Here is a 21,733-nt window from a genome sequence, read left to right on the forward strand (position 1 = left end):
GGCAACCCGGTCACGTTCTCCTCGACGACCCCGGATGCATGCACCGTCAGCGGCAGCACCGTCACCTTCACCGGCGTCGGCACCTGCACCGTCAAGGCCGCCCAAGCCGGCGACAGCCTGCACGCCGCGGGGTCGGCCACCCAGAGCATCACCGTCACGAAGATCGCGAGCACCCTGTCGCTCTCGCTCGGCTCCGACACGATCCATGAGGAGCAGACCACGACGGCCACGGCGCAGGTCACGGTCGCTGCCGGCTCGCTGAGCGCCGCCGGTGGCGCCGTGCAGTTCGCGGTCGAGGGCACCGACGTCGGCGACCCGGTCGAGATCGACACCGACGGACGCGCGGTCAGCCCCGAGCTGACCGGCGAGATCGGCGACAACGAGGTCGCCGCGACCTACGTCCCCACCGCCTCGGCGACGTACGCCGGCTCCACGGACTCGGCGACACTGACCGTGCTGGAGAAGCAGTCCCAGGACATCACGTTCACCTCGACCCCGCCGACCGACGCGTACCCCGGCGACACGTACACGGTGACCGCGACCGGAGGCAGCTCGGGCAACCCGGTCACGTTCTCCTCGACGACCCCGGATGCATGCACCGTCAGCGGCAGCACCGTCACCTTCACCGGCGTCGGCACCTGCACCGTCAAGGCCGCCCAAGCCGGCGACAGCCTGCACGCCGCGGGGTCGGCCACCCAGAGCATCACCGTCACGAAGATCGCGAGCACCCTGTCGCTCTCGCTCGGCTCCGACACGATCCATGAGGAGCAGACCACGACGGCCACGGCGCAGGTCACGGTCGCTGCCGGCTCGCTGAGCGCCGCCGGTGGCGCCGTGCAGTTCGCGGTCGAGGGCACCGACGTCGGCGACCCGGTCGAGATCGACACCGACGGACGCGCGGTCAGCCCCGAGCTGACCGGCGAGATCGGCGACAACGAGGTCGCCGCGACCTACGTCCCCACCGCCTCGGCGACGTACGCCGGCTCCACGGACTCGGCGACACTGACCGTGCTGGAGAAGCAGTCCCAGGACATCACGTTCACCTCGACCCCGCCGACCGACGCGTACCCCGGCGACACGTACACGGTGACCGCAACCGGCGGCGGCTCCGGCAACCCGGTCACCTTCAGCTCGAAGAACACGGATCGGTGCACCGTCAGCGGTTCGACCGTGACGTTCCACGGCGGTGACTGCATCGTCGTGGCGAACCAGGTCGGCTCCTCGAGTCACTTCCCGGCCGACCCGGTCGAGCAGGAGATCGAGGTCAACGCGTTCGCGACGTCGGTCGACCTGACGTTCACGCCAGCCAACCCGGTCTTCGGCCAGGTCCCCACCGCGACGGCGCAGCTCGCCACGACCGGCGGCTCGCTGGACGACGCCGGCGGCGTCGTGGAGTTCCGGGTCGACGGCGACATCGTCGACCACGTCACCTACGACAGCGACGGCCGCGCCTCGCTGCCGCTCGAGCTCGGCGTCGGCGCCCACCAGGTCGAGGCGACCTGGTCGCCCGAGGAGAACTACGTCTATGCACGCAGCTCGGACTCTGCGTCAGTGACGGTGTCGGCCGCGACCACCACCACCACGGTCAAGGTCACGCCGAGCGAGCTGACCGCCACCGTCGAGGTCGTCGCCCCCGGCGTCGGCACCCCGACCGGCGACGTGGACTTCTTCGTCGACGGTACGAAGGTCGGCACCGCCGCCCTGACCAATGGCGTCGCCACACTCGCCCGCACGACTCCGGACGGACAGGACTTCGCGGTCTCGGCCCAGTACGTCGGCAGCACCGAGTTCACCGCGTCGGTGACCTCGACGGCGCGCACCAACCCCGTCATCACAGCCCGGGTCGGCTCGACCACGAAGGCACGAAACGGCTGGCACCGCACGCCGGTCACCGTCACGTTCACCTGCGAGACGAAGAGCGCCGAGCTCGTCGCGGCGTGTCCCCCGCCCGTCACCGTCATCAGGCAGGGTGCCGGCAGCGTCACCCGCACCATCCACACGACCGACGGAGGCATCGCCACCGTCACCGCCGCGTTCAAGGTCGACCGAACCAAGCCCCGCGTCGCCATCAAGGGCGTCAAGGCAGGCCGCAGCTACTTCGACCCCCCGAAGCCGACCTGCGTCGCCAAGGACTCCCACTCGGGCGTCCAGGCCTGCAAGATCCGCAGCAAGCGCAAGGGCAACAAGGTCGTCGTCACGGCGAAGGCGACCGACGTGGCCGGCAACGTCCGGACGAAGCGTGTCGCATACCGCCTGGCGGACGCCACGATCCGTGGGGCGAAGAAGGTCGGTGACACCTATCGGGTGAAGAGCGGCGAGACGTACACCCTCGTCGTGAAGGGCGCCCGCCCGTACTACGTCTACGCCACCCCGGCCCCGGGCACGCCGCACCGCGGCTCGGTCCCGTTCAAGAAGGCCGGCAAGAAGACGTGGGCGCTCGGCGTGCGCATGTCGATGTCGACGAGCTGGATCCGCGCGTGGAACCTCGGCTACACGCAGAACGGCAAGCTGCACGTCATCAAGGTGAAGGTCACCGGCTGACCTACCGCCTCTGGAAGAAGCGCTGACGTTCGGGGGTGGGCTCGGCCGCCAACTCCCCCTCGAGCTGCTCGGAACGGGCCCCCGTGTCGTCGATCTCGACGGCCGGGGGCTCGCCGATGTGGGTGAGCGCGAACTCGGCGGCCAGCTCGATCGCGAGATCGGCGTCGGGCAGGTATCCGGCCATGATCGGGAACGCGTGCAACTGACCCCGCCACAGGTGCACGTCGACCTCGACGCCCTTGTCGTCGAGCAGCAGCGCGAACGCCTCGACCTCGGGGCGCAGGAACTCGTCCTCGACGGCCACCAGATGGGTGGGCGAGGTGATGTAGGCGGTCGCGTGCAGCGGGTCGGCGAAGCCCTCGATGATCGCGTCGTCCTGCAGCCACAGCCGGCGCAGCGCGGCCACCCGCGCGATGGGGAGGATCGCCTCCCGGACCTTGTCCACCCGCAGCACGTTCTTGTCCTGGCGGTCGGGCTCGAGGCTCAACAGCGGCGAGAAGGCGATCAGCGCGGCCGGCGCGGGGAGGCCTCGACGGCGGGCCAGCTCGGCGACCTTCATCGTCAGGTACCCGCCGGCGGAGTCGCCTGCGACGACGACCTTCTCGGGATTCCCCGCCCGTCGGACCACGTCCTCGTAGGCGCTGATCGCGTCCTGCACGGAGTCGGCGACGGGATGGTCGGGCAGCTGGCGGTAGTCGATGGCGTAGATCGTCCCGCCGGTGACGCGCACGATCTCCTCGAGCATCGAGCGGTACGAGTGGATGCTGCCGGTGAAGAAGCCGCCGCCGTGCAGGTAGAGCAGGTGCAGGCCGGTCGTGGGGCCGTCGCCGGGGGTCAGCACCTCCCCCGGCACGCCGCCGATCGGGCCGACCTCGGCCGTGATGTCGGGCGACCCGCCGCGATTGACCGCCGCCGAGAACCGCTGGAGCCGGCGGAACGTGCGCTCGTGCACGGGCGCCAGGCGCAGCAGCGGCTTGACCGTCATCCGGGCGCCGCGATCCACCATCCGGGCCAGCGGCGTGGGGTCGTCGTGGAGCGTCGCCGCGGTGTGCACGGCACGCATCGGACGACGTCGTCCTGAGCCGGAATGCGAGCGAGGAGCCACCACTTCACTGTACGGCGGGGCACCGTGGGACGCCCTGGACGAGCGGCCCGATCACACGAGGCACGTGCGAACCCGGCGGCTCCGATAGCCTGAGGGCGTGGTGACGCTCGAGGAACTACAGGTCCGCACTCTCGGCGAGTGCCGGTACGACTCGCCGCTGTCCGAGTATGTCGCGAACCGCACCACCAACACGTACTACGTCGCCGAGACCGATCGCGTCCTCATCGACGACACGATCTCGCTGCTGGCGGCCCGGGGTGACACGCCCTTGACCGAGGTCCCCTCGTTCGAGCCGGGCGGTCCGCGCCGCAAGATCTTCTTCGATCCCAAGAAGACCAAGGTCGGCATCGTCACGTGCGGCGGCCTGTGCCCCGGCCTCAACGACGTCATCCGGGCCATCGTGCTGGAGCTGTTCGAGCACTACGGCGTCACCGACATCACCGGGTTCAGGAACGGCTACGCGGGTCTCGTGCCCGGCAAGGCTCCGGACCCGATCACGCTGACTCCCGCCTTCGTCGACACGATCACCGATCGCGGCGGCACGGTGCTGGGCTCGTCGCGCGGCGGCCAGAGCGTTCCGCAGATCGTCGACAACCTGGTCCACCGCCAGATCGACATCCTCTTCGTCATCGGCGGTGACGGCTCGATGCGCGGGGCCCACGCGATCGCGGAGGAGGCGCTCGACCGCGAGCTCGACATCGCCGTCGTGGGCGTCCCCAAGACGATCGACAACGACATCCCGCTGATCGGCACGAGCTTCGGTTTCCAGACCGCGTACGCCAAGGCGGCCGAGTCCATCAAGGGCGCGCGCGTCGAGGTCGAGGCGGCCATCGGTGGCGTCGGCGTCGTCAAGGTCATGGGTCGCGCCGCCGGGTTCATCGCCTGCTACTCGGCGCTGGCCAACCACGATGCGGACTTCGTGCTGATCCCCGAGGTGCCCTTCAGTCTCTCGGGCGAGAACGGGCTGCTCGCGTCCCTGCGCAAGCGCGTCAAGGAGCGCGGCAGCGCCGTCATCGTGCTGGCCGAGGGCGCGGGCCAGGACCTGGTGCCGGCCAGTCGGCGCAAGGACGCCAGCGGCAACCCGATCCTGGGCGACTTCGCCGGGTTCCTGCGCGCCCAGATCGCCCGCGAGTTCAAGGACCACGACGAGCCGCTCACGCTGCGCTACTTCGACCCGGGCTACATGATCCGCTCGGTCCCCGCCGACGCCGCCGACTCGGTCTACTGCACCCGGCTGGCGCAGGCGGCCGTCCACGCGGCCATGGCCGGGCGCACCGACATGGTGATCGGACGACCGCGGCACCGCTTCGCCCACGTGCCGATCTCGGTGGTCGTCAAGAACACCCAGAACGTCAACCCCGACGGTGACCTGTGGCTGTCGGTGCTCGAGTCCACGGCCCAGCCGTTCGACATGTCGTGATCGACGCAGCCTGAGCGTCGAGCTTGAGGGGTGGACACCGTTCCCACATGGTGAGACACCCAGAAGACTGAGGCGAAGGGTGACAGGCTCGACCTGTCACCCCGACGCCGAAGGAGCACGTATGAGCGAGAACTGGTCGTTCGAGACCAAGCAGATCCATGCCGGCCAGACGCCCGACCCCACCACGGGTGCGCGCGCGCTGCCGATCTACCAGACCACCTCGTACCAGTTCCGCGACACCCAGCACGCTGCCGACCTCTTCGGACTGGCCGAGCCGGGCAACATCTACACGCGCATCATGAACCCGACCCAGGGCGTCGTCGAGGAGCGCCTCGCGGCCCTCGAGGGCGGCGTCGGCGCACTGCTCGTGGCCTCGGGCCAGGCCGCCACGACCGGCGCGCTCACGAACGTCGCCGAGGCGGGCGACCACATCGTGGCCTCGGCCAGCCTCTACGGCGGCACCGACTCGCTGCTGCGCCACACGTTCCCGAAGCTCGGCATCGAGGTGTCGTTCGTCGAGGACAACAACAACCCCGATGCGTGGCGCGCCGCCGTCCGGGACAACACGAAGGTGTTCTTCGGCGAGACCATCGGCAACCCCAAGGGCGACATCCTCGACCTCGAGGCCATCGGCGCGGTCGCGAAGGAGGTCGGCGTCCCGTTCATCGTCGACAACACCGTCGCGACGCCGTACCTGCTCAACCCGCTCAAGCACGGCGCCGACACGGTCGTGCACTCGGCCACGAAGTACATCGGCGGCCACGGCACCGCGATCGCCGGCGTCGTCATCGACGGCGGGACGTTCGACTACGCCGCGTACGGTGACAAGTTCCCCGGCTTCACGACGCCCGACGCCAGCTACCACGGCCTCGTGTTCGCCGACGCCCTCGGCCCGGCCGCGTACATCACCAAGCTCCGCGTGCAGTACCTGCGCAACGTGGGCCCGGCCGTCGCCCCGTTCAACGCGTTCCTCATCGCTCAGGGCCTCGAGACCCTGAGCCTGCGCATCGAGCGCCACATCGAGAACACCCGCAAGGTCGCCGAGTGGCTGCAGGCCCGCGAGGACGTCGCCAAGGTGACCTGGGCCTCCCTGGACGGCAACCCGTACAAGGAGCTGGCCGACAAGTACACGCCGCGCGGCTCCGGCGCCGTGCTCACGTTCGAGCTGCCCGGCGGCATCGACGCGGGCCGTCGCTTCATCGACGCCCTCGAGCTGTTCAGTCACGTCGCGAACATCGGCGACGTCCGCTCGCTGGCGATCCACCCGGCCAGCACGACCCACTCGCAGGGCACGCCCGAGGAGCACGCCGCCACCGGCGTCACCCCGGGCCTGGTCCGTCTGGCGATCGGCATCGAGGGGATCGACGACATCCTCGCCGACCTGGACGCCGGCTTCCGCGCGGCGAAGTAGTCCGTGAGCACGATCCAGCCACTGGGAGACCTCACCCTCGAAGGGGGTGAGGTCCTCCCACGTTTGGAGGTCGCGTACGACACGTGGGGTGAGTTCACCGGCGACAACGCCGTCCTCGTCCTGCACGCGCTGACCGGCGACTCGATCGTGGCCGGCCCGGACGGCTGGTGGAACCAGGTCGTGGGTCCGGGCCTGGGCGTCGACACCGACCGCTTCTTCGTCGTCGCGGCCAACATCCTGGGCGGCTGCAAGGGCACCACCGGACCTGCGTCCGAGGGCCCCGACGGCCGCGTCTGGGGCAACCGGTTCCCCGCCGTCACCGTCCGCGACCAGGTCGCCGCCGAGGCGATGCTCGCCGACCACCTGGGCATCGACCGTTGGCACGCCGTGATCGGCGGCTCGGCCGGCGGCATGCGGGCCGTCGAATGGGCGGTCATGTACCCCGAGCGGGTGCAGCGGCTGTTCCTGCTGGCGTCCTCGGCCTACGCCTCGGCCGAGCAGATCGCCTGGACGACGACCCAGGCCGACATCATCCGCGCCGCCGGACCGGTGGCCGGGCTCGAGTTGGCACGCCGGATCGCCCACACCACGTACCGCAGCGAGGCCGAACTGGCCGAGCGGTTCGGTCGCGAGATCCAGCCCGACGGCCGGTTCGCCGTCCAGTCGTACCTGCAGCACCACGGCGAGAAGCTGGTCAAGCGCTTCGACGCCTGGTCGTACATCGCCCTCGGTGACGCCATGAACAGCCATGACGTCGGTCGCGGCCGGGGCGGGCTCGCGGCCGCCCTGGGCCGGGTCACCGCGCGCACCGTCGTGGCGGCGATCGACTCCGATCGGCTGTACCCGCCGTACCAGCAGCAGGAGCTGGCCGACCTGATTCCGACCGCCGAGCCGCTGGCCGTGGTCAACTCGCCGCACGGCCACGACGGGTTCCTCATCGAGCACGAGCAGGTCGGCGCGCTCGCCCACGACCTCCTGCTGCACTGACCCCCTCCGGTCCGGGCGCGAGTCGCGCCGATCCAGCCTGAAGAACCCGGATCTGTACGAGGAGCTGCGCTCCTCCTGACCCCACCGCGGGCGGACACACGTCGGGGCCGGCCCCCAAGGCCGGCCCCGACGTCCTGTGTCAGTCGATGCGGTAGTCCGAGATGCCGTTCGTCAGCGACGGGCTGGGACCGGGCGAGATGAACTGCTCGTAGCGGGTGTCGTCATCGACGTAGCGCTTGAGCCAGGCGATCGAGTACTTCGCGATCGTCGTGTTGCTGGTGTTCGGTGCGAAGTGGCTGGCACCCCGCAGCTCCAGGTATCCACGCCGTTCGGCGTTCGTCAGGGAGTTGTAGAACGGGATCGCGTGCGATCCGGGGGACGCGATCGAGTCGTTCTGGGCACCGATCTCGAGCGAGGCGGCCTCGACCTCAGGCCACGACTTGTCGAGGTTCCACGGGGTCAGCCCGACCGTCGCCTCGAGCGAGCGACGCGACTTGGCGGCCTCGAGCGTGCCGCCACCACCCATCGAGTGGCCCATCACGGCCTGCCGCGAGGCGTCGACCCGGTTACGGACCGTCGTGTCGGCGATCGTCTGGTCCAGCGCCGCGAGCAACTGGTTGCCGCGCGAGCCTGGCTGGTCGAACCGGCTGTTCGTGTCGATCGTGATGACGACGAACCCCTGCGAGGCGATGCGCGGACCGAGCCACGAGATCGTGGACTGCCCCGCGGTGTACCCCGGCGAGATCGCGACGACACCGAAGGTGCCCTCCGCCGTGGAGGTCGGGTAGTAGATCGTGCCGCCACCGAAACCACGGGCCGACAACGACGAGATCGTCTTCGTGCTCACCGCGAAGGGGCCGCGCGACGCCTCGATGCTGCTGTTGGACGGGTTCGGACCGCGCTCGTACGGGTTGTCGGCCGCCGCGACCGGCTGGGTTGCCGCACCCACGGTGAGTGCCGCGCTGGCGAACGCCATCGCGATCAGTCTGGACAGTTTCATGCTCGTCTCCTTTGACGGTCTGGATCGAACCGACGGGACGAGCTCGTCTCAAACACGTGGCTTGCCCCCCGATGACGGGCCGATCCAAGATATCTGCACCATAGGTGCACATAGTTGGTGAACTCACCATGCAGACGGGCGCGAGGCAATGTCAAGGGCCTGCTGTGACCTGTGCCACATCACGAGACAACGACGAGCGCGGACGCCACGAGGGCCCCGGCGTGTGCCGGGGCCCTCGTGGGATGTCGTGCTGGGAGTCAGTTGCTCCGCGCGCTGGTCGGGGCGCTGGTGGGCGCACCGTCACGGCGACGACCGGGCGTGCGCGAGCCCTGCGGGCGACCGCCGGGTCCACCGCGGCCCTGGCCGCCGCGACCCGAGCCGCCACGGCTCTGACCGCCACGACCACCCTGGCCACCGCGGCTCTGACCGCCACGGCCACCCTGGCTGCCGCCACGCGAGCGGGAGTCGGAGGCCATCTCGGGCGCCTCGGTGCCGGCGGTCGAGAGCGACTCGGCCGTCATCGGCGACGGAGCCGACGAGGCGTTGTGGTGACGAGCGGTGACGCCCGCCTTGCGCTGCAGCATCATGACGTCGCGCAGGTCGGCGGGCGTCGTCATCGTGACGACGGATCCGGACTCGCCCGCGCGGGCGGTGCGGCCCGAGCGGTGCAGGTACGCCTTGTGCTCGGCGGGGGCGTCGTAGTGCACGACCAGGCCGATGCCGTCGACGTGGATGCCACGCGCGGCGACATCGGTCGCGACGATGACGGACGCGTCGCCCCGGCTGAACTGCGCCAGGTTGCGCTCACGGTGACGCTGCGAGAGATCGCCGTGCATGTCGACGGCGGTGACGCCCTTCATGCTCAGCTGCTTGGCCAGGCGCGTCGCGCCACGACGGGTGCGGGTGAACACGATGCTGCGCGGGTTGGCGCTCAGCAGCTCGTAGGCCGCGCGGGTCTTGTCGGTCGCCTCGGTGACGAGCACGTGGTGCTCCATCGTCTCGACGTTGTCGTCGGTGGAGTCCACCTCGAACAGCGCGTGCTGCGGCAGGTGCCGCTTCACGAGCTTGTCGACGTCGCCGTCGAGCGTGGCCGACAGCAGCAGGCGCTGGCTGCCCGCGGGGGTGCGCGAGAGCAGCGCGTCGATCGGCTTGAAGAAACCGAGGTCGCACAGATGGTCGGCCTCGTCGAGGACGGTGATCTCGATGGCGTCGAGCGTCATGCAGCGACGGTCGAGCAGGTCGGTCAGGCGACCGGGAGTCGCGATGACCAGGTCGACGCCGCCCTTCATGGCGTTGATCTGCTTGTTGATCGGCACGCCGCCGTAGACGGTGGTGTGCTTCAGGCCGAGCTTCTGCACGAGCGGCAGCAGGGCGGTGTGCACCTGGATGGCCAGCTCGCGGGTGGGCAGCAGGATCAGCGCGCGGGGCGCCTTGGGGCGGCTGGTGCCACCGGCGAGGCGAGCCAGGACCGGCAGGCCGAACGCGAGCGTCTTGCCCGATCCGGTGCGGGCGCGGCCGAGGACGTTGCGGCCCTCGAGCGCGGCCGGGATGACGGCCTGCTGGATGGGGCTCGGGTTGACGATGTCCTGCATGGCGAGCTTGCGCACGAGGCCGTCGGCGAGGTTGAAGTCGTTGAACGTGGGCAGCACAGGGCTGCTGTCAATCAGGGTCAAGGGGTCTCAATCGATGATGTGCCCGCTTGCCAGGGGCGCGATTCTCCGCGCAACATCGTCGGGCCGGAACAGCGCTCGAAAGGCGCGTTCACCTTTCGACCCTAGCAGCCGCACGCGGCGACGGCCTCATCGTGCCGACGTGAGCCCCGACTCGTCGCCCTCCCCGGACGCCGAAGGACCCCGGCCGGGGCCGGGGTCCTCCAGGTTCGAGTGGGAGGATCACTCGAAGTATCGGCGCGGGTTCTTCACCAGCATCGTGTCGATGTCGTCCTCGCTGACGCCCTTCTCCAGCAGCATCGGCAGCACGTCGTCGGGGATGTGGCGGAAGTTCCAGTTCGGCTGGACCTCCGCCTTGGCCTTCGGGTCGAAGTAGTCGATGAAGCACGAGGCGTCGTGGGCCAGCGTGATCTTCTCGACGTACCCACGGCGCACCAGCTCGACGATCGTGTCGACGCGCTTCTCGGTGCTCAGGTAGACGTCCAGGCCGAACCGGTCCATGCCCAGCAGGGAGCCGTTCTCGGCCAGCTCGCTGAGGTAGTCGATGTCGTCGGAGTCACCGGAGTGACCCAACACGATCTTCGCCGGATCGACGCCCTCCTCGCCGAGGACCTTCTGCGCCACGAGGCCCGAGCGGGTGTGCGGGTTGGTGTGGACGGTGACGGGCGCGCCGGTCTGCGAGCTGGTCTGGCCCACGGCACGCATGACGCGCTCGACGCCCGGCGTCAGGCCCGGCTCCTCGATGACGCACTTGAGGAAGGCGGCCTTCACGCCGGTGTCGGCGATGCCCTCGTTGATGTCCTTGAGGAACATCTCGACCAGCGGCTCGGGCTGGTCGAACAGCAGGCCCGGGCCCCGGTGCTCGAACTGGTGCGGGACGTCGTTGTACGTGTAGAGACCGGTGGCCACCACGATGTTCAGGTCGGTCTGCGCCGCGACCTTCTGGATGCGCGGGATGTACCGGCCCAGGCCCAGGACGGTCGGGTCGAAGATCGTGTCGATCCCGGCTGCCTTGAGGTCGTTGAGGTCGCGGACCGCGTCGGCGACCTTCTGATCCTCGTCCCAGTCCTCGTAGTTCAGTCGGTACTCCTCGCCCAACACGAAGACGTGCTCGTGGACGAGGGTCCGTCCCAGATCGCTGCTGTCGATCGGGCCTTTGACGGTCTGGACGGTCGCCATGCGCACTCCTTGGATCTTCGCTCTTGATGTGCTTTGTGTCACATCATAGGATCCCTACAGTACTGAACCTGAGTCCGAATTCAACTGTCTTCCGAGAGGAATCCCCGTGAGCGCCCGATCCGCCCTGGAATCGCCCGTCTCCCCCGCCGACATCGCAACCATGTCCCGCGTCGACTCCAACCAGTACGGTCGTGAAGCATGACCACCACCGAGCGCATCACCCTCGCCCAGCGACCCTCCGGCCTCCCCGATGACAGCACCTGGGCCAGCGAGACCGTCGACCTGCCCGCCCCCGGCGACGGCGAGTTCCTCGTGAAGGTCGACCACATCTCGCTCGATCCCGCGATGCGCGGCTGGCTCAACGACGTTCGCTCGTACCTGCCGCCGGTCCAGATCGGTGAGGTCATGCGCGCCGCCGCCACCGGCACGGTCGTCGAGTCGAACCACCCCGACTTCGCCGTCGGCGACGCCGTCACGGGCAACTTCGGCGTCACCCAGTACGCGGTCACCGACGGCGAGGGCGTCCAGAAGATCGACACCTCCGTCGCGGGCCCGGCCACCTGGCTCGGCGCCCTCGGCATGCCCGGCCTCACGGCGTACCACGGTCTGCACGAGGTCGGCGAGATGAAGGCCGGTGACACGGTCGTGATCTCCGCTGCCGCCGGAGCCGTCGGCAGCGTCGCCGGCCAGCTGGCCAAGGCCAAGGGCTGCACCGTGATCGGCATCGCCGGCGGCCCCGAGAAGTGCGCCTGGCTCAAGGAGATCGGCTTCGACGAGGTCATCGACTACAAGAACGAGAACGTGCTCAAGCGCCTGCGTGCCGTCGCGCCGAAGGGCATCGACGTCTACTTCGACAACGTCGGCGGCGACATCCTCGACGCCGCGCTGGCCAACCTGCGCCGCGGCGCCCGCGTCATCATCTGCGGCGCGATCTCGACCTACAACGACGAGCAGCTGGCGCCGGGCCCCAAGCGCTACATGTCGCTGCTGGTCTTCCGCGCGAAGATGCAGGGCTTCCTGGTCTTCGACTACCCCGAGAAGGACGCCGCGGCCATCGCCGACATGTCCGAGCTGATCTCGTCCGGCCAGCTCGTCGCGCGCGAGACGGTCGTCGAGGGCGGGGTCGAGGAGTTCGGCCGCACCCTGCTGGGCCTGTTCGAGGGCCGCAACACCGGCAAGCTCGTCCTGAAGATCGCGTGACCACGCACGACCTGGCTCCGCAGGAGCTGCACGCCCTCGGCGAGGGGGATCGCGCGTCGCTGCGCGACCTCCTCCGGGGGCGGCGCAGCATCCGCGGCTACCGGCCCGACCCGGTCCCGCAGGAGCTGATTCGCGACGTCCTGGCCGACGCCATCTTGGCCCCCTCGTCGATGAACACCCAGCCGTGGAAGCTGCACGTGCTGACCGGCGACGTCCTGGACCGCATCCGCGCCGAGAACTCGCGGCTGATGCTCAGTGGTGCCCCGATCCAGCGCGAGATCACGGTGTCCGAGAAGTACGAGGGCGTCCACCGCGAGCGCCAGGTCGACATCGCCAAGCGGTTGTTCGCCGCCATGGGCATTGCGCGCGACGACACCGACGGGCGCCTCGACTGGACGATGCGCGGGTTCCGTCAGTTCGACGCGCCGGTCTCGATCGTCGTGGCGTTCGACCGCAGCCTCGAGCCGATCGGGCCGGTCGCGCACTTCGACCTCGGCGCAGTCGTGCACGCACTCGTGCTGTCGGCGTGGTCGCACGGCCTCGGCACGGTCATCAACAGCCAGGGCATCATGCAGGGCGCCGTGGTCCGCCGCGAGGCGCAGATCCCCGACGACCAGACCATCTTCACCGCCGTGGCGATGGGCTTCCCCGACCCGGACTTCCAGGCCAACCTGGTCCGTTCGGCCCGCGAGTCCGTCGACGACGTGGCGCGGTTCGTCGGCTTCGACTGAGCCGGCTCAGGCCTGCTCGGCCGCCGTGTCGAACTGCAGCGGCAGCAGGTCCCGCACCGAGACGCTCCGGAGTCCCTCGGGCGTCGGCACCACGACCCGCGCGGCCGGGTGGAGATCGGCGATGACCTGCCGGTCGCGCCCGCACGGGGCCTTGACGCCCCGGCCGTGGTTGCCCACCGCCACCACGTGCGTGATCTCGGTGGCTCCGGCCGCACGAGCCGTGCCGAGCGCCACCAGCTCGGCACACGGGCCGCCGGTGAAGTGGTAGAGGTTCACACCGGCGAACAGGCGACCGTCGCTCGAGCGCACGGCGGCACCCATGGTGTGCACGCCGTCCTCGTCCGGTCCGGCGTCGGTGGTCGCGTCGATGGTCCGGCGCGCCAGCTCGACCAGGGCAGCCTCGTCCTCGGTGAGCGGACGAGCGGAGTCCGGAAGGGCCGCGGACACCTCAGACCAGCTTGCGGACGACTGACAACGGCGCGTGCTTCATGACCTTGCCGATGGGAGCCCACGGCCACGCGGGCACGGAGGCCTCGGCGACCTCCTTCTCGATGTACTTCACCATCGCGGCGGTGCCGGTCTTCGTGTCGACCATGAGCCGCTGCTCCTGCTCGACCTGCTCGTTCATCTCGCTGGCGATGTAGCCCGGGTAGAGCGTGGTCACCTTGATCTCGAGGCCGGAACGGCCGATGAGGTCCGAGCGGATGCCCTCGGCGATGTGGGCGACGCCGGCCTTGGTGGCCGCGTACGTCGTCATCGACGACGGCATGCCGCGCATCGCGGACATCGACGAGATCACGACGAGGTGGCCGGTCTTGCGCTCGTAGAAGTGCTGCATGGCGGCCTCGCACTGGGCCAGCGCGGCGACGAAGTTCGTCATCGCGGTCTCGCGGTTGGCCTCGAACTTGCCGGTGCCGATGCGCCCGCCCTTGCCCAGGCCGGCGTTGACGATCACCCGGTCGAGGCCGCCGAGCTCGGCGGCGGCCTCGCCGAAGACGCGGAAGACCGCGTCGTGATCGTTGACGTCGAGCGCGTGCACCGAGACCTTGATCCCGGGGTGCGCGGCGAGCAGCTCGGCCTTGAGGGCCTCGAGCCGCTCGACGCGTCGAGCCGTGATGGCCAGGTGGTGACCGGAGGCGGCCAGGTGGCGCGCCATCCCCTCACCCAGGCCCGAGCTGGCTCCCGTGATCAGCGTGTTCCGTCGCATGTCGCTCCTCGTGTGTCGCTCAGCGGAAGGTGACGTCCGCCGCGGGCAGGTGCCCATGATCGTTGAAGGTCAGCACCCGCGGGCCGGTGGCCCCGACCATGAGCGTGGTGACGCTGGAGTTCACGACGACGTCGTTGAGCTTCTGGAACGCCGAGTCGTCACCGGTGATCAGGTGCGAGACCACCATCGCGATGGGCCCGCCCGACGTGAAGACCAGCACCCGCCGGCCCCGCTGCGACGCCAGCTCGACCGCCTCCGCGAACCCGGCCATGACGCGGTCGCGGAAGACGGCGTAGGGCTCGGAGAAGTCGCCCTCACCGCGGCGCCACACCTCGATCGCCTCGTTCAGCGCGGCCTGGAACTCCTTGGAGTTCTTCTGCAGGGCGCCCGGGTCGAACGCCGTCGCGACGGCGAGGTGGTCGTACTCGTTCCACCGTGCGTCGACGTCGTAGCCCGACAGGCCGGGGTCGGCGTCCTCCTCACCCAGACCGCTCGCGTCGATCGCGGCGATCGCGGTCTGCGCGTGCCGCAGCATCGCGCCCGCGATGGCGTCGGTGAAGACGGCTCCCCCGGCCTCCCACGAGGTGCCGAGCGCGGCGGACTGCCGCGTTCCCAGCTCGCTCAGCCGGTCGTAGTCGTCGGTGCCGAAGGAGGCCTGACCATGGCGGACCAGGTGCAGGGTTCCCACGCGCTCAAACCTCCAGGACGAGCTTGCCGGTGGCCTGAGCCCGGTCGAGGGTCAGCAATGCCTCCGACGCACGCTCGAGGCTGAACGTCTGGCCGACGACCGGACGCAGCGCGCCCGAGGCCAGGTGCTCGGCCATGGCCTCCCACTGCTGCTTGATCAGCCCGGGACGCTTCATCGCGTACGCGCCCCAGCCGACGCCGACGGCGGAGAGGTTGTTGAGCAGCAGGCGGTTGGCGGCGATCTTGGGGATCGCGCCGGCCGTGAAGCCGATGATCAGGATCCGGCCGTCGTCGTTGAGGCAGCGCAGCGAGTCGGTGAAACGGTCGCCCTCGGGCGCGTTGCCGACCGGGTCGACGACGATGTCGACGCCGCCGAGCGCCTTGACGGCGTCCTTGAAGCCCTCGGAGAGCACGTACTCGTCGGCGCCCGCCGCGATGGCGATCTCGCCCTTCTCGTCGGTCGAGGTGACGGCGATGACGCGACCGGCGCCGAACGCCTTCGCGACCTGGATCGAGGCGGTGCCGATGCCACCGGAGGCGCCGTGGACCAGCACGCGCTCGCCGGGCGCCAGGGCGCCGCGGTTGACGAGACCGAAGTACGCGGTGCCGTAGTTGAAGATGAAGGACGCACCCTCGGCGAACGTGACGTCGTCGGGCAGCGGGAAGGTCAGGTCCACGTCGGCGACGACCTGCTCGGCGAAGCCGCCCAGCATCGGCAGCGCGGCGACGCGATCGCCGGGCGCGAAGCCGGAGTCGACCGGGGCCTCGACGACGACACCGGCGATCTCGGCGCCCGGGACGAAGGGAAGCGGTGGCTTGAGCTGGTACAGGCCGCGGCTCTGCAGCAGCTCGGGGAAGGCCACGCCGGCGGCCTTGACGTCGATGAGGACCTGGTCTTCGGCCCGCGCCGGGGACTCGATCTCGACGAGTTCGACGGCTTCGGGGCCGTCCAGGGATGTGATCTGGATCGCTCGCATGGGGTGAGCCTAGCGGATGCCTAAGCGCTTGCTTAGACAATCTCGCCGTACATGAGGGTATCCTCATGTTCATGGCATCCGGAGTTCGCTTCCCCACTGACAGCTCCACCGCGACCGCACGGCACGTCGTGGCCGACGCGCTGCGCAAGGTCGACCCCGTCGGCGCGCGCTCCGTCGAGCAGGAGACGAACTGGCGGCGCGGGTACCTGACCCACTTCTCCCGGCTCGTCGAAGCCGGGCTCGGGGCACCGCAGGACGCGGTGACGATCGCCTCCGAGGGACTGCGCAGCATGAACGAGCAGATGCTCTGTGGCGACCTCCCGCTGGCCGAGGCGGTGTCCGCGCCCCCGACCGAGGCACCGTGGAGCACGGTCGAGATCCAGGGTGACGCCGAGCCGGAGACCGAGCTGAGCATCCCCTACCGCGGCCGGCGCCTGACCGGGGCCGAGCTCGACGCGCAGCTCGACGACTGGGTGCGCCGAGGCGTCGTCGAGCCCACCTTCTGCGACGCGATCCGCGAGGTCGCCGCGCACCCCGAGTGGTTGCGCCTCGAGGGCGACACCGTCGTCGTCCTGGGCGCCGGCGCCGAGATGGGTCCTTACCGGTCCCTGCTGCGCTGGGGTGCCGACGTGGTCGCGGTCGACCTGCCCCGTGCTGACGTCCAGCAGCGGATCCGGTCCTACGCGCGGGAGGGCGCAGGTCGCGTGCGGCTGCCCGTCGGCGGCAAGGAGACCGGCGCCGACCTGCTGCACAACCTGCCCGAACTGGCCCACTGGCTCGAGAGCCTCGACGGCCGTCTCGTGCTCGGCACGTACTGCTACGCCGACGGCGCCACCCACGTGCGGGTGTCGATGGCCGCCGACGCGATCGCCACGCGGCTGCTGGCCGAGCGCCCTGACACGGCGCTGGCCTACCTGGCCACCCCCACCGACGTGTTCGCCGTGCCCGCGGGCGCGGTCACCACGTCCAACGAGGCGTACTCGGCGGGCCGGCGGATCGTCCGGGCGCCCTTCCGCGCCCTCAGCGGGGGCCGGTTGTTGCAGCGGAACTACCCGCCGGAGGCCGAGATCGGCCTGTGCGACTCCCTCGTGCCGCAGCAGGGACCCAACTACGCGTTGGCCAAGCGGGTCCAGCGCTGGCGCGCGGCCGTCGCCCGCGCCGAGGGCGCGACCGTGTCGCTCAACGTGGCACCCGCGACCCGGACGGCCTCGGTCCTCAAGAACCGGGCGCTGGCCGCGGCCTACGCCGGTGCCCACCGGTTCGGCGTCGAGATCTTCGAGCCGGCGACGAGCAATGTGCTGATGGCCGCCCTGCTGGTCCACGACCTGCGCAGCGACCGCACGCCGTCGGACGAGCCGTGGCGCGAGGAGGCCTTCGCGGCCGCGCACGGCGGACTGTGGACCGCGGGCTACCACCCGCGCTCGGCACTGGGCCTGGCCGCGGTGCTGGGACTCGCCGGTTCCCGCGCCTGACCCCGCGCGACGTTCCGCCCCGGTAGAACGGGGGGCATGAATCGACCCGGGTGGACCGACGTCGTCGCCCTCGCGGGCGGGACGTGGCTGCTGCTGGACCTGTTGCGGGCGTGGACGCCGACCCTCATCACGATCTTCGGGCAGGCTGCCTCGACGCCGCCTGAGCTGATCGGCGCGTTCGCGCTCGCCTGCATGGTCGTCCCGGTGGTCCTGGCCCTGATCGGGACGCGCCGCCGCATCTCGCACGCCGCCGCGAGCATCGCGCTGGCGGCGGCCGTGCTGAGCCGCATCGGACTCGAGCCGACCGACGGCGGCCGGCCGCACCTCGTGCTGGCGTCCGGCGGGGTCGTCGCGGCGGTCACCTGGCTCGCCCTGGCCCTGCCCCGCCATCGCGAGGCGGCCGTCACGGGCGTCGTGGCGGGACTGGCCGTCTCGGTCACCACCCATGCGGCCCTCGGCACGTGGGGCGCGGTCTGGCGCTCCGACGGCTGGGCGTGGGCACTGCTCGTGGTCCAGATCGCCTGTCTCGTGCCGGCGTTCACCCGTCGCGGCCGCGAGGACGGGCTCGGCCGGCGCCTGGCCCTCACGCTCTTACCCGGACTGTTCCTGAGCGGCGTGGTCGTGGCCAACGCCGCCCGCGCCTCCGCGGCGGCCGGCGAGCTCGGAGCCGCCGCGACCGCCTGTGCCGCCACTCTCGCGATCCTGGCGACGCTCGTCCCGGTGCGGCGTTGGTCGGCCGTGTTGGCCGCCGTGGCCCTCGTGCTGGCGGTGGCCGTCTCGGCCCTGATCACCGACGCGGAAGGGCTTCTGCCTGCCTGGACGGTCGTGGCGTTCCTGATCGGGATGCCCGCACTGGCGCACCTGTGGCTCGCGGCGAACGCCGGTCGGCGCGCCGGGGCCGTGACCATCGCCTCCGGGGGCGTCGTCTGGGTCGCGCTGCTGTTCGCCTACTACGCCGGCTACGACCTCGGTTACCGCGCGGACTGGCTGCTGGTCGTCGTGGCAGCGGTCATCGGCCTCGTCGGAGCCACCGCCCCAACGGCCTCCGGGCCCATGGCCCGCCCGGCCGTTCTCGTCGGCGTCACGGGCGCCGCGGTGGTCGCCGGCGCGCTGGCACTGGTCGGACCGATGGTGACCATCCGTCCGCTCGAGACCGAGCCGGTGGACGACCTGCAGGTACGGGTCGCTGCGTACAACCTGCGGATGGGCTACGGCATGAACGGCGTGTTCCGGCCGCGCGAGGTCGCGTCCGTGCTGGCGTCGGCCGACGTCGCTCTGATCAGCGAGATCGACCGCGGCTGGTTCCTCAACGGCGGACAGGACCAACTGGCGATCCTGGCTCGACTGACGGGCCGCACGGCCTGGTTCGGGGCCGCCGCGGATCCGGTGTGGGGCGACGCCGTGCTGTTGGACGCCGACCGCGCCGAGGTGCGACGCCACCAACTGCCCTCACACGGCGCCGTCACCGGAGCGCAGGCCATCGCCGTGCGGCCCGACGGGCGCTGGTCGTCCACCTGGTTCGTCTCGACGCACCTGCAGCCGACCGACGGCGACGAGGGCGTCACGGCGCAGGCCGCCGATCTCGCGGACTGGGTGCGCACGCTCGACGGCGAGGTCGTCCTGGGTGGCGACTTCAACATGCAGGAGGGCAGCGCAGCCCACGCCACGGTGACGTCACTGGGTCTGCACGACGCCTCCCCCCGGGGCATGCCCACCAGCCCGGCGGACCGGCCGGAGCAACGGATCGACTACCTCTTCTCGAGCCCCACCCTCAGAGCCGTCGACGTGGAGGTGCCGCGGCTGCAGGCCTCGGACCACCTTCCGGTGATCGCGACCTTCGCGCTGGCGGCGATGAACACCGTCAGTGACCGGTGAAGCTGGCCCGCCGCTTCTCCGTGAAGGCGGCGACGCCCTCGGCGAAGTCGGCGCTGGCGCCGAGGACAGCCTGCTCGGCCGCCTCGGTCCTCAGCGTCTCGTCGAGGTTCATCAGTGACGCGGCGTTGATCGTCCGCTTGATGCGCGCGTAGGCCATCGTCGGCCCGGTGCGCAGCTTCTCGACCAACCCGTCGACCGTGGCCTGCCACTCGTCGGGGCTGACGCAGTGCGTGATGAGCCCGGCGGCGAACGCCTCGGTGTTGGGGAACTTCTCGCCGAGCATCAACAGCCGGGTCGCGCGGGCGCGGCCGATCGAGGCGGCGATCAGCTCGTGCGCCGCGCCGTCGCCCATCAGGCCGACGTTGACGAACGCCTGGAGGATGTAGTCGGTGTCCTTCGCGACCTGGAAATCGGCGGCCAGCGCCAGCGAGGACCCGATGCCGGCGGTCAGCCCGTTGAGCGCCGCGACGACCGGGAACGGCGCCTCGGTGACGAGGTGGATCAACCGGTCGGCGGCCTCGAGGATGCCGGTGTTGGTCGCGTCCGGGCGCATCACGGCTCCGGAGCAGAAGGCGCGGCCCTCGCCGGTGATCACGGCGACGCGGACCCCGTCGGCGTCGGCCAGCGCGTCGCTCATCGCGTCGAACATCTCGGTGGTGACCGAGTTCAGCCGTTCGGGGCAGTTGAGCGTCAGTCGCAGGACGCCGTCCGTGCGGTCGACCAGCAGATCGGTCATCGTCTCCTCCATTGTCCGAGCAACGTCTGCAGCACCGCGATCAGTGCCGTGGGCTGGTCCAGCATGATGTGGTGGCCCGAGTCCGGGATCACGGTCACCGGCACGTTCCCGCCGAGCCGCGATCGGATCTCCTCGGTGATGTCCGTGGTGGCCATGCCCCGCTCGCCACGCAACAGCGCGACCTCGCACTGACTGCGGGCCACGTCGTCGGGCTCCATCATCGAGCGCAGGAACACGCGGGGATCGAACTTCCACGTCCACCCCGTGCCGTCCGGTCGGTCGACGTGGCGGATCGACTCGCGGGCGATGTGGTCGCGGATGTACGGCAGGCACGAGGGGTCCTCGGGCAGCGTCCGGAACCGGCTGACCATGGTGGCCGCGTCCGGGTAGAGCGGCATCGACAGCACCGCACGGTCTGCCCGCCACGAGCGCGCCTCGGGCGAGACGGCCTGGACCGGCGAGTCGATCGCGGCGGCGCCGAGCAGATCGGCCCCGTGCTCGCGGGCGGCCGTGAGGGCGACGAACCCGCCCATGCTGTGCCCGAACACGACCGGCTTCTCGGCCGACTCCGCCGAGGCGACCGCGAGGATCTCGCGGGCCCACGCCTCGAGCGTGTACGCGTCGCGACGGCCGCTGTCGCCGTGCCCGCTCAGGTCGGGCGCCAGGACCCGGTGCCCGACCGCGAGGTGGGGTGCGACGTGGTCCCACCAGCCCGCGTGCGCGGCGCCACCGTGGACCAGCACCGCGACGGGGTCGCCCGGGTCACCCCAGGCGCGGTAGGCGATCGGGACGCCGTCGACCTCGACCTCGAGGTGCTGCGGCTTCTGGTCCAGGGCCCAGCGGAACCACTCGGGAACGGTCACCGGTGGAACCTCGCCAGCTCGTGCACCTGCGCGCGGCCGGCGCGGAACGAGTTCGCCGGGTGGTCGGGGTCGGCGTAGCCGAACGAGATGCCGCAGACGATCGAGCGGTCCTGCGGAAGGTTGAGCCGCTCGCGCAGGAAGTCGGACTTCTGCGCCAGCGCCGCCTGGGCGACCGTGGCGATCCCGCGGGCCTGTGCCGCGAGGAGGAACGACTGGACGAACAGCCCGCAGTCGATGGCGGCGTACACGCCCAGCGGCGCGGGCGCCGAGACGACGGCGACGTGGGGCGCGTCGAAGAACTCGAAGTTGCGCAGCATCTCGCGCATCGACGCCGCGCGGTCGCCCTTCTCGACGCCGACGGCCTCGTACAGCTGCCAGCCGACCTCGCGACGCCGCTCGGCGTGGACACCCTCGTACCCCGGCGGGAACGGGTAGTCCGAGCCCAGGGAGGCGTCGACCGCGAGGTCGCGGCGCAGCCGCTCGAGGGCGTCACCGGACACGATGTCGACGTGCCACGGTTGGACGTTGCACCACGAGGGAGTGCGGGAGGCCGAGCGCAGGACCGCCCGGATGTCGTCCTCGGGAATCTCGTCGGGACGGAACCCGCGGCAGCTGAACCGCGCCGCCAGCAGGCGGTCCAGGACCTCGGCGTCTGCGTCGACCATGAGGCCA

The 21,733-nt window shown here is 70.7% G+C and carries 19 protein-coding genes; 8 read left to right on the forward strand and 11 right to left on the reverse strand.

From position 1 onward, the window contains the following. Positions 1-2,541, forward strand: a 2,541-nt coding sequence (locus tag GL325_RS10800; protein WP_187769571.1) for an Ig-like domain-containing protein, incomplete at its 5' end; no start/stop codon positions are given. Between the two features lies 1 nt (position 2,542). Here GL325_RS10800 and GL325_RS10805 read toward each other — a convergent pair. After that, positions 2,543-3,604 (reverse strand): alpha/beta hydrolase, encoded by a 1,062-nt coding sequence (locus GL325_RS10805; protein WP_187769572.1) that lies wholly within the window; start codon positions 3,602-3,604, stop codon positions 2,543-2,545. Between the two features lie 139 nt (positions 3,605-3,743). Between GL325_RS10805 and GL325_RS10810 the strand changes: the two genes are divergently transcribed. From GL325_RS10810 to GL325_RS10820, 3 genes are all read left to right on the forward strand, one after another. Further along, positions 3,744-5,066 (forward strand): ATP-dependent 6-phosphofructokinase, encoded by a 1,323-nt coding sequence (locus tag GL325_RS10810; protein WP_187411598.1) that lies wholly within the window; start codon positions 3,744-3,746, stop codon positions 5,064-5,066. 121 nt (positions 5,067-5,187) lie between these two features. Then, positions 5,188-6,477 (forward strand): bifunctional o-acetylhomoserine/o-acetylserine sulfhydrylase, encoded by a 1,290-nt coding sequence (locus tag GL325_RS10815; RefSeq protein ID WP_187769573.1) that lies wholly within the window; start codon positions 5,188-5,190, stop codon positions 6,475-6,477. A gap of 3 nt (positions 6,478-6,480) precedes the next feature. Continuing rightward, positions 6,481-7,464, forward strand: coding sequence for a homoserine O-acetyltransferase (locus GL325_RS10820; protein ID WP_187769574.1), 984 nt, complete (start codon positions 6,481-6,483; stop codon positions 7,462-7,464). A gap of 139 nt (positions 7,465-7,603) precedes the next feature. Here GL325_RS10820 and GL325_RS10825 read toward each other — a convergent pair whose 3' ends face one another. From GL325_RS10825 to GL325_RS10835, 3 genes are all read right to left on the reverse strand, one after another. Beyond that, positions 7,604-8,464: an alpha/beta hydrolase gene (locus tag GL325_RS10825; protein WP_187769575.1), complete on the reverse strand. Its 861-nt coding sequence runs from the start codon at positions 8,462-8,464 to the stop codon at positions 7,604-7,606. Between the two features lie 257 nt (positions 8,465-8,721). Further along, positions 8,722-10,137 (reverse strand): DEAD/DEAH box helicase, encoded by a 1,416-nt coding sequence (locus GL325_RS10830; protein WP_154597425.1) that lies wholly within the window; start codon positions 10,135-10,137, stop codon positions 8,722-8,724. A 219-nt stretch (positions 10,138-10,356) separates the two neighbouring features. Next, on the reverse strand, positions 10,357-11,313 hold the full coding sequence (locus GL325_RS10835; RefSeq protein ID WP_154597424.1) for a phosphotriesterase: 957 nt from the start codon (positions 11,311-11,313) through the stop codon (positions 10,357-10,359). A gap of 198 nt (positions 11,314-11,511) precedes the next feature. Here GL325_RS10835 and GL325_RS10840 point away from each other — a divergent pair, with 198 nt between their 5' ends. Both GL325_RS10840 and GL325_RS10845 read left to right on the forward strand, forming a co-directional pair. Next, on the forward strand, positions 11,512-12,513 hold the full coding sequence (locus tag GL325_RS10840; protein ID WP_154597423.1) for an NADP-dependent oxidoreductase: 1,002 nt from the start codon (positions 11,512-11,514) through the stop codon (positions 12,511-12,513). Continuing rightward, positions 12,510-13,244, forward strand: coding sequence for a nitroreductase (locus GL325_RS10845; protein ID WP_223111227.1), 735 nt, complete (start codon positions 12,510-12,512; stop codon positions 13,242-13,244). Before GL325_RS10840 ends, GL325_RS10845 begins: the two co-directional genes overlap by 4 nt. Before the next feature lie 6 nt (positions 13,245-13,250). On the opposite strand, the gene GL325_RS10850 is transcribed toward GL325_RS10845, so the two are convergent. The 4 genes from GL325_RS10850 to GL325_RS10865 are packed head-to-tail and all read right to left on the reverse strand — an operon-like array spanning position 13,251 to position 16,115. Continuing rightward, the gene (locus tag GL325_RS10850; protein ID WP_187411602.1) at positions 13,251-13,691 is read right to left on the reverse strand and encodes a cytidine deaminase; all 441 of its coding nucleotides are present in this window, start codon (positions 13,689-13,691) and stop codon (positions 13,251-13,253) included. 1 nt (position 13,692) lies between these two features. After that, positions 13,693-14,451, reverse strand: a complete 759-nt coding sequence (locus GL325_RS10855; RefSeq protein ID WP_154597410.1) for an SDR family oxidoreductase — start codon at positions 14,449-14,451, stop codon at positions 13,693-13,695. 19 nt (positions 14,452-14,470) lie between these two features. After that, positions 14,471-15,139, reverse strand: coding sequence for a histidine phosphatase family protein (locus GL325_RS10860; RefSeq protein WP_187769576.1), 669 nt, complete (start codon positions 15,137-15,139; stop codon positions 14,471-14,473). A gap of 4 nt (positions 15,140-15,143) precedes the next feature. After that, complete coding sequence (locus GL325_RS10865; RefSeq protein WP_154597408.1) at positions 15,144-16,115, reverse strand: NADPH:quinone oxidoreductase family protein; 972 nt, start codon at positions 16,113-16,115, stop codon at positions 15,144-15,146. A 71-nt stretch (positions 16,116-16,186) separates the two neighbouring features. Here GL325_RS10865 and GL325_RS10870 point away from each other — a divergent pair, with 71 nt between their 5' ends. Next, positions 16,187-17,587, forward strand: coding sequence for a hypothetical protein (locus tag GL325_RS10870; RefSeq protein WP_187769577.1), 1,401 nt, complete (start codon positions 16,187-16,189; stop codon positions 17,585-17,587). Positions 17,588-17,623: 36 nt separating this feature from the next. Further along, positions 17,624-19,462: an endonuclease/exonuclease/phosphatase family protein gene (locus GL325_RS10875; protein ID WP_187769578.1), complete on the forward strand. Its 1,839-nt coding sequence runs from the start codon at positions 17,624-17,626 to the stop codon at positions 19,460-19,462. Here GL325_RS10875 and GL325_RS10880 read toward each other — a convergent pair. From GL325_RS10880 to GL325_RS10890, 3 genes are read right to left on the reverse strand one after another with little or no spacing between them, the layout of a single operon-like run. Continuing rightward, the gene (locus tag GL325_RS10880; protein ID WP_154597405.1) at positions 19,449-20,198 is read right to left on the reverse strand and encodes an enoyl-CoA hydratase-related protein; all 750 of its coding nucleotides are present in this window, start codon (positions 20,196-20,198) and stop codon (positions 19,449-19,451) included. The two genes, GL325_RS10875 and GL325_RS10880, sit on opposite strands and share 14 nt — an antisense overlap. Beyond that, the gene (locus GL325_RS10885) at positions 20,195-21,061 is read right to left on the reverse strand and encodes an alpha/beta fold hydrolase (protein WP_187769579.1); all 867 of its coding nucleotides are present in this window, start codon (positions 21,059-21,061) and stop codon (positions 20,195-20,197) included. Before GL325_RS10885 ends, GL325_RS10880 begins: the two co-directional genes overlap by 4 nt. After that, the gene (locus GL325_RS10890) at positions 21,058-21,726 is read right to left on the reverse strand and encodes a nitroreductase (protein WP_187769580.1); all 669 of its coding nucleotides are present in this window, start codon (positions 21,724-21,726) and stop codon (positions 21,058-21,060) included. Before GL325_RS10890 ends, GL325_RS10885 begins: the two co-directional genes overlap by 4 nt. Positions 21,727-21,733 lie beyond the last annotated feature (7 nt).

The sequence above is a fragment of the Aeromicrobium sp. 636 genome (genome assembly GCF_024433585.1).
GTDB classification, from domain to species: Bacteria; Actinomycetota; Actinomycetes; order Propionibacteriales; family Nocardioidaceae; genus Aeromicrobium; species Aeromicrobium senzhongii.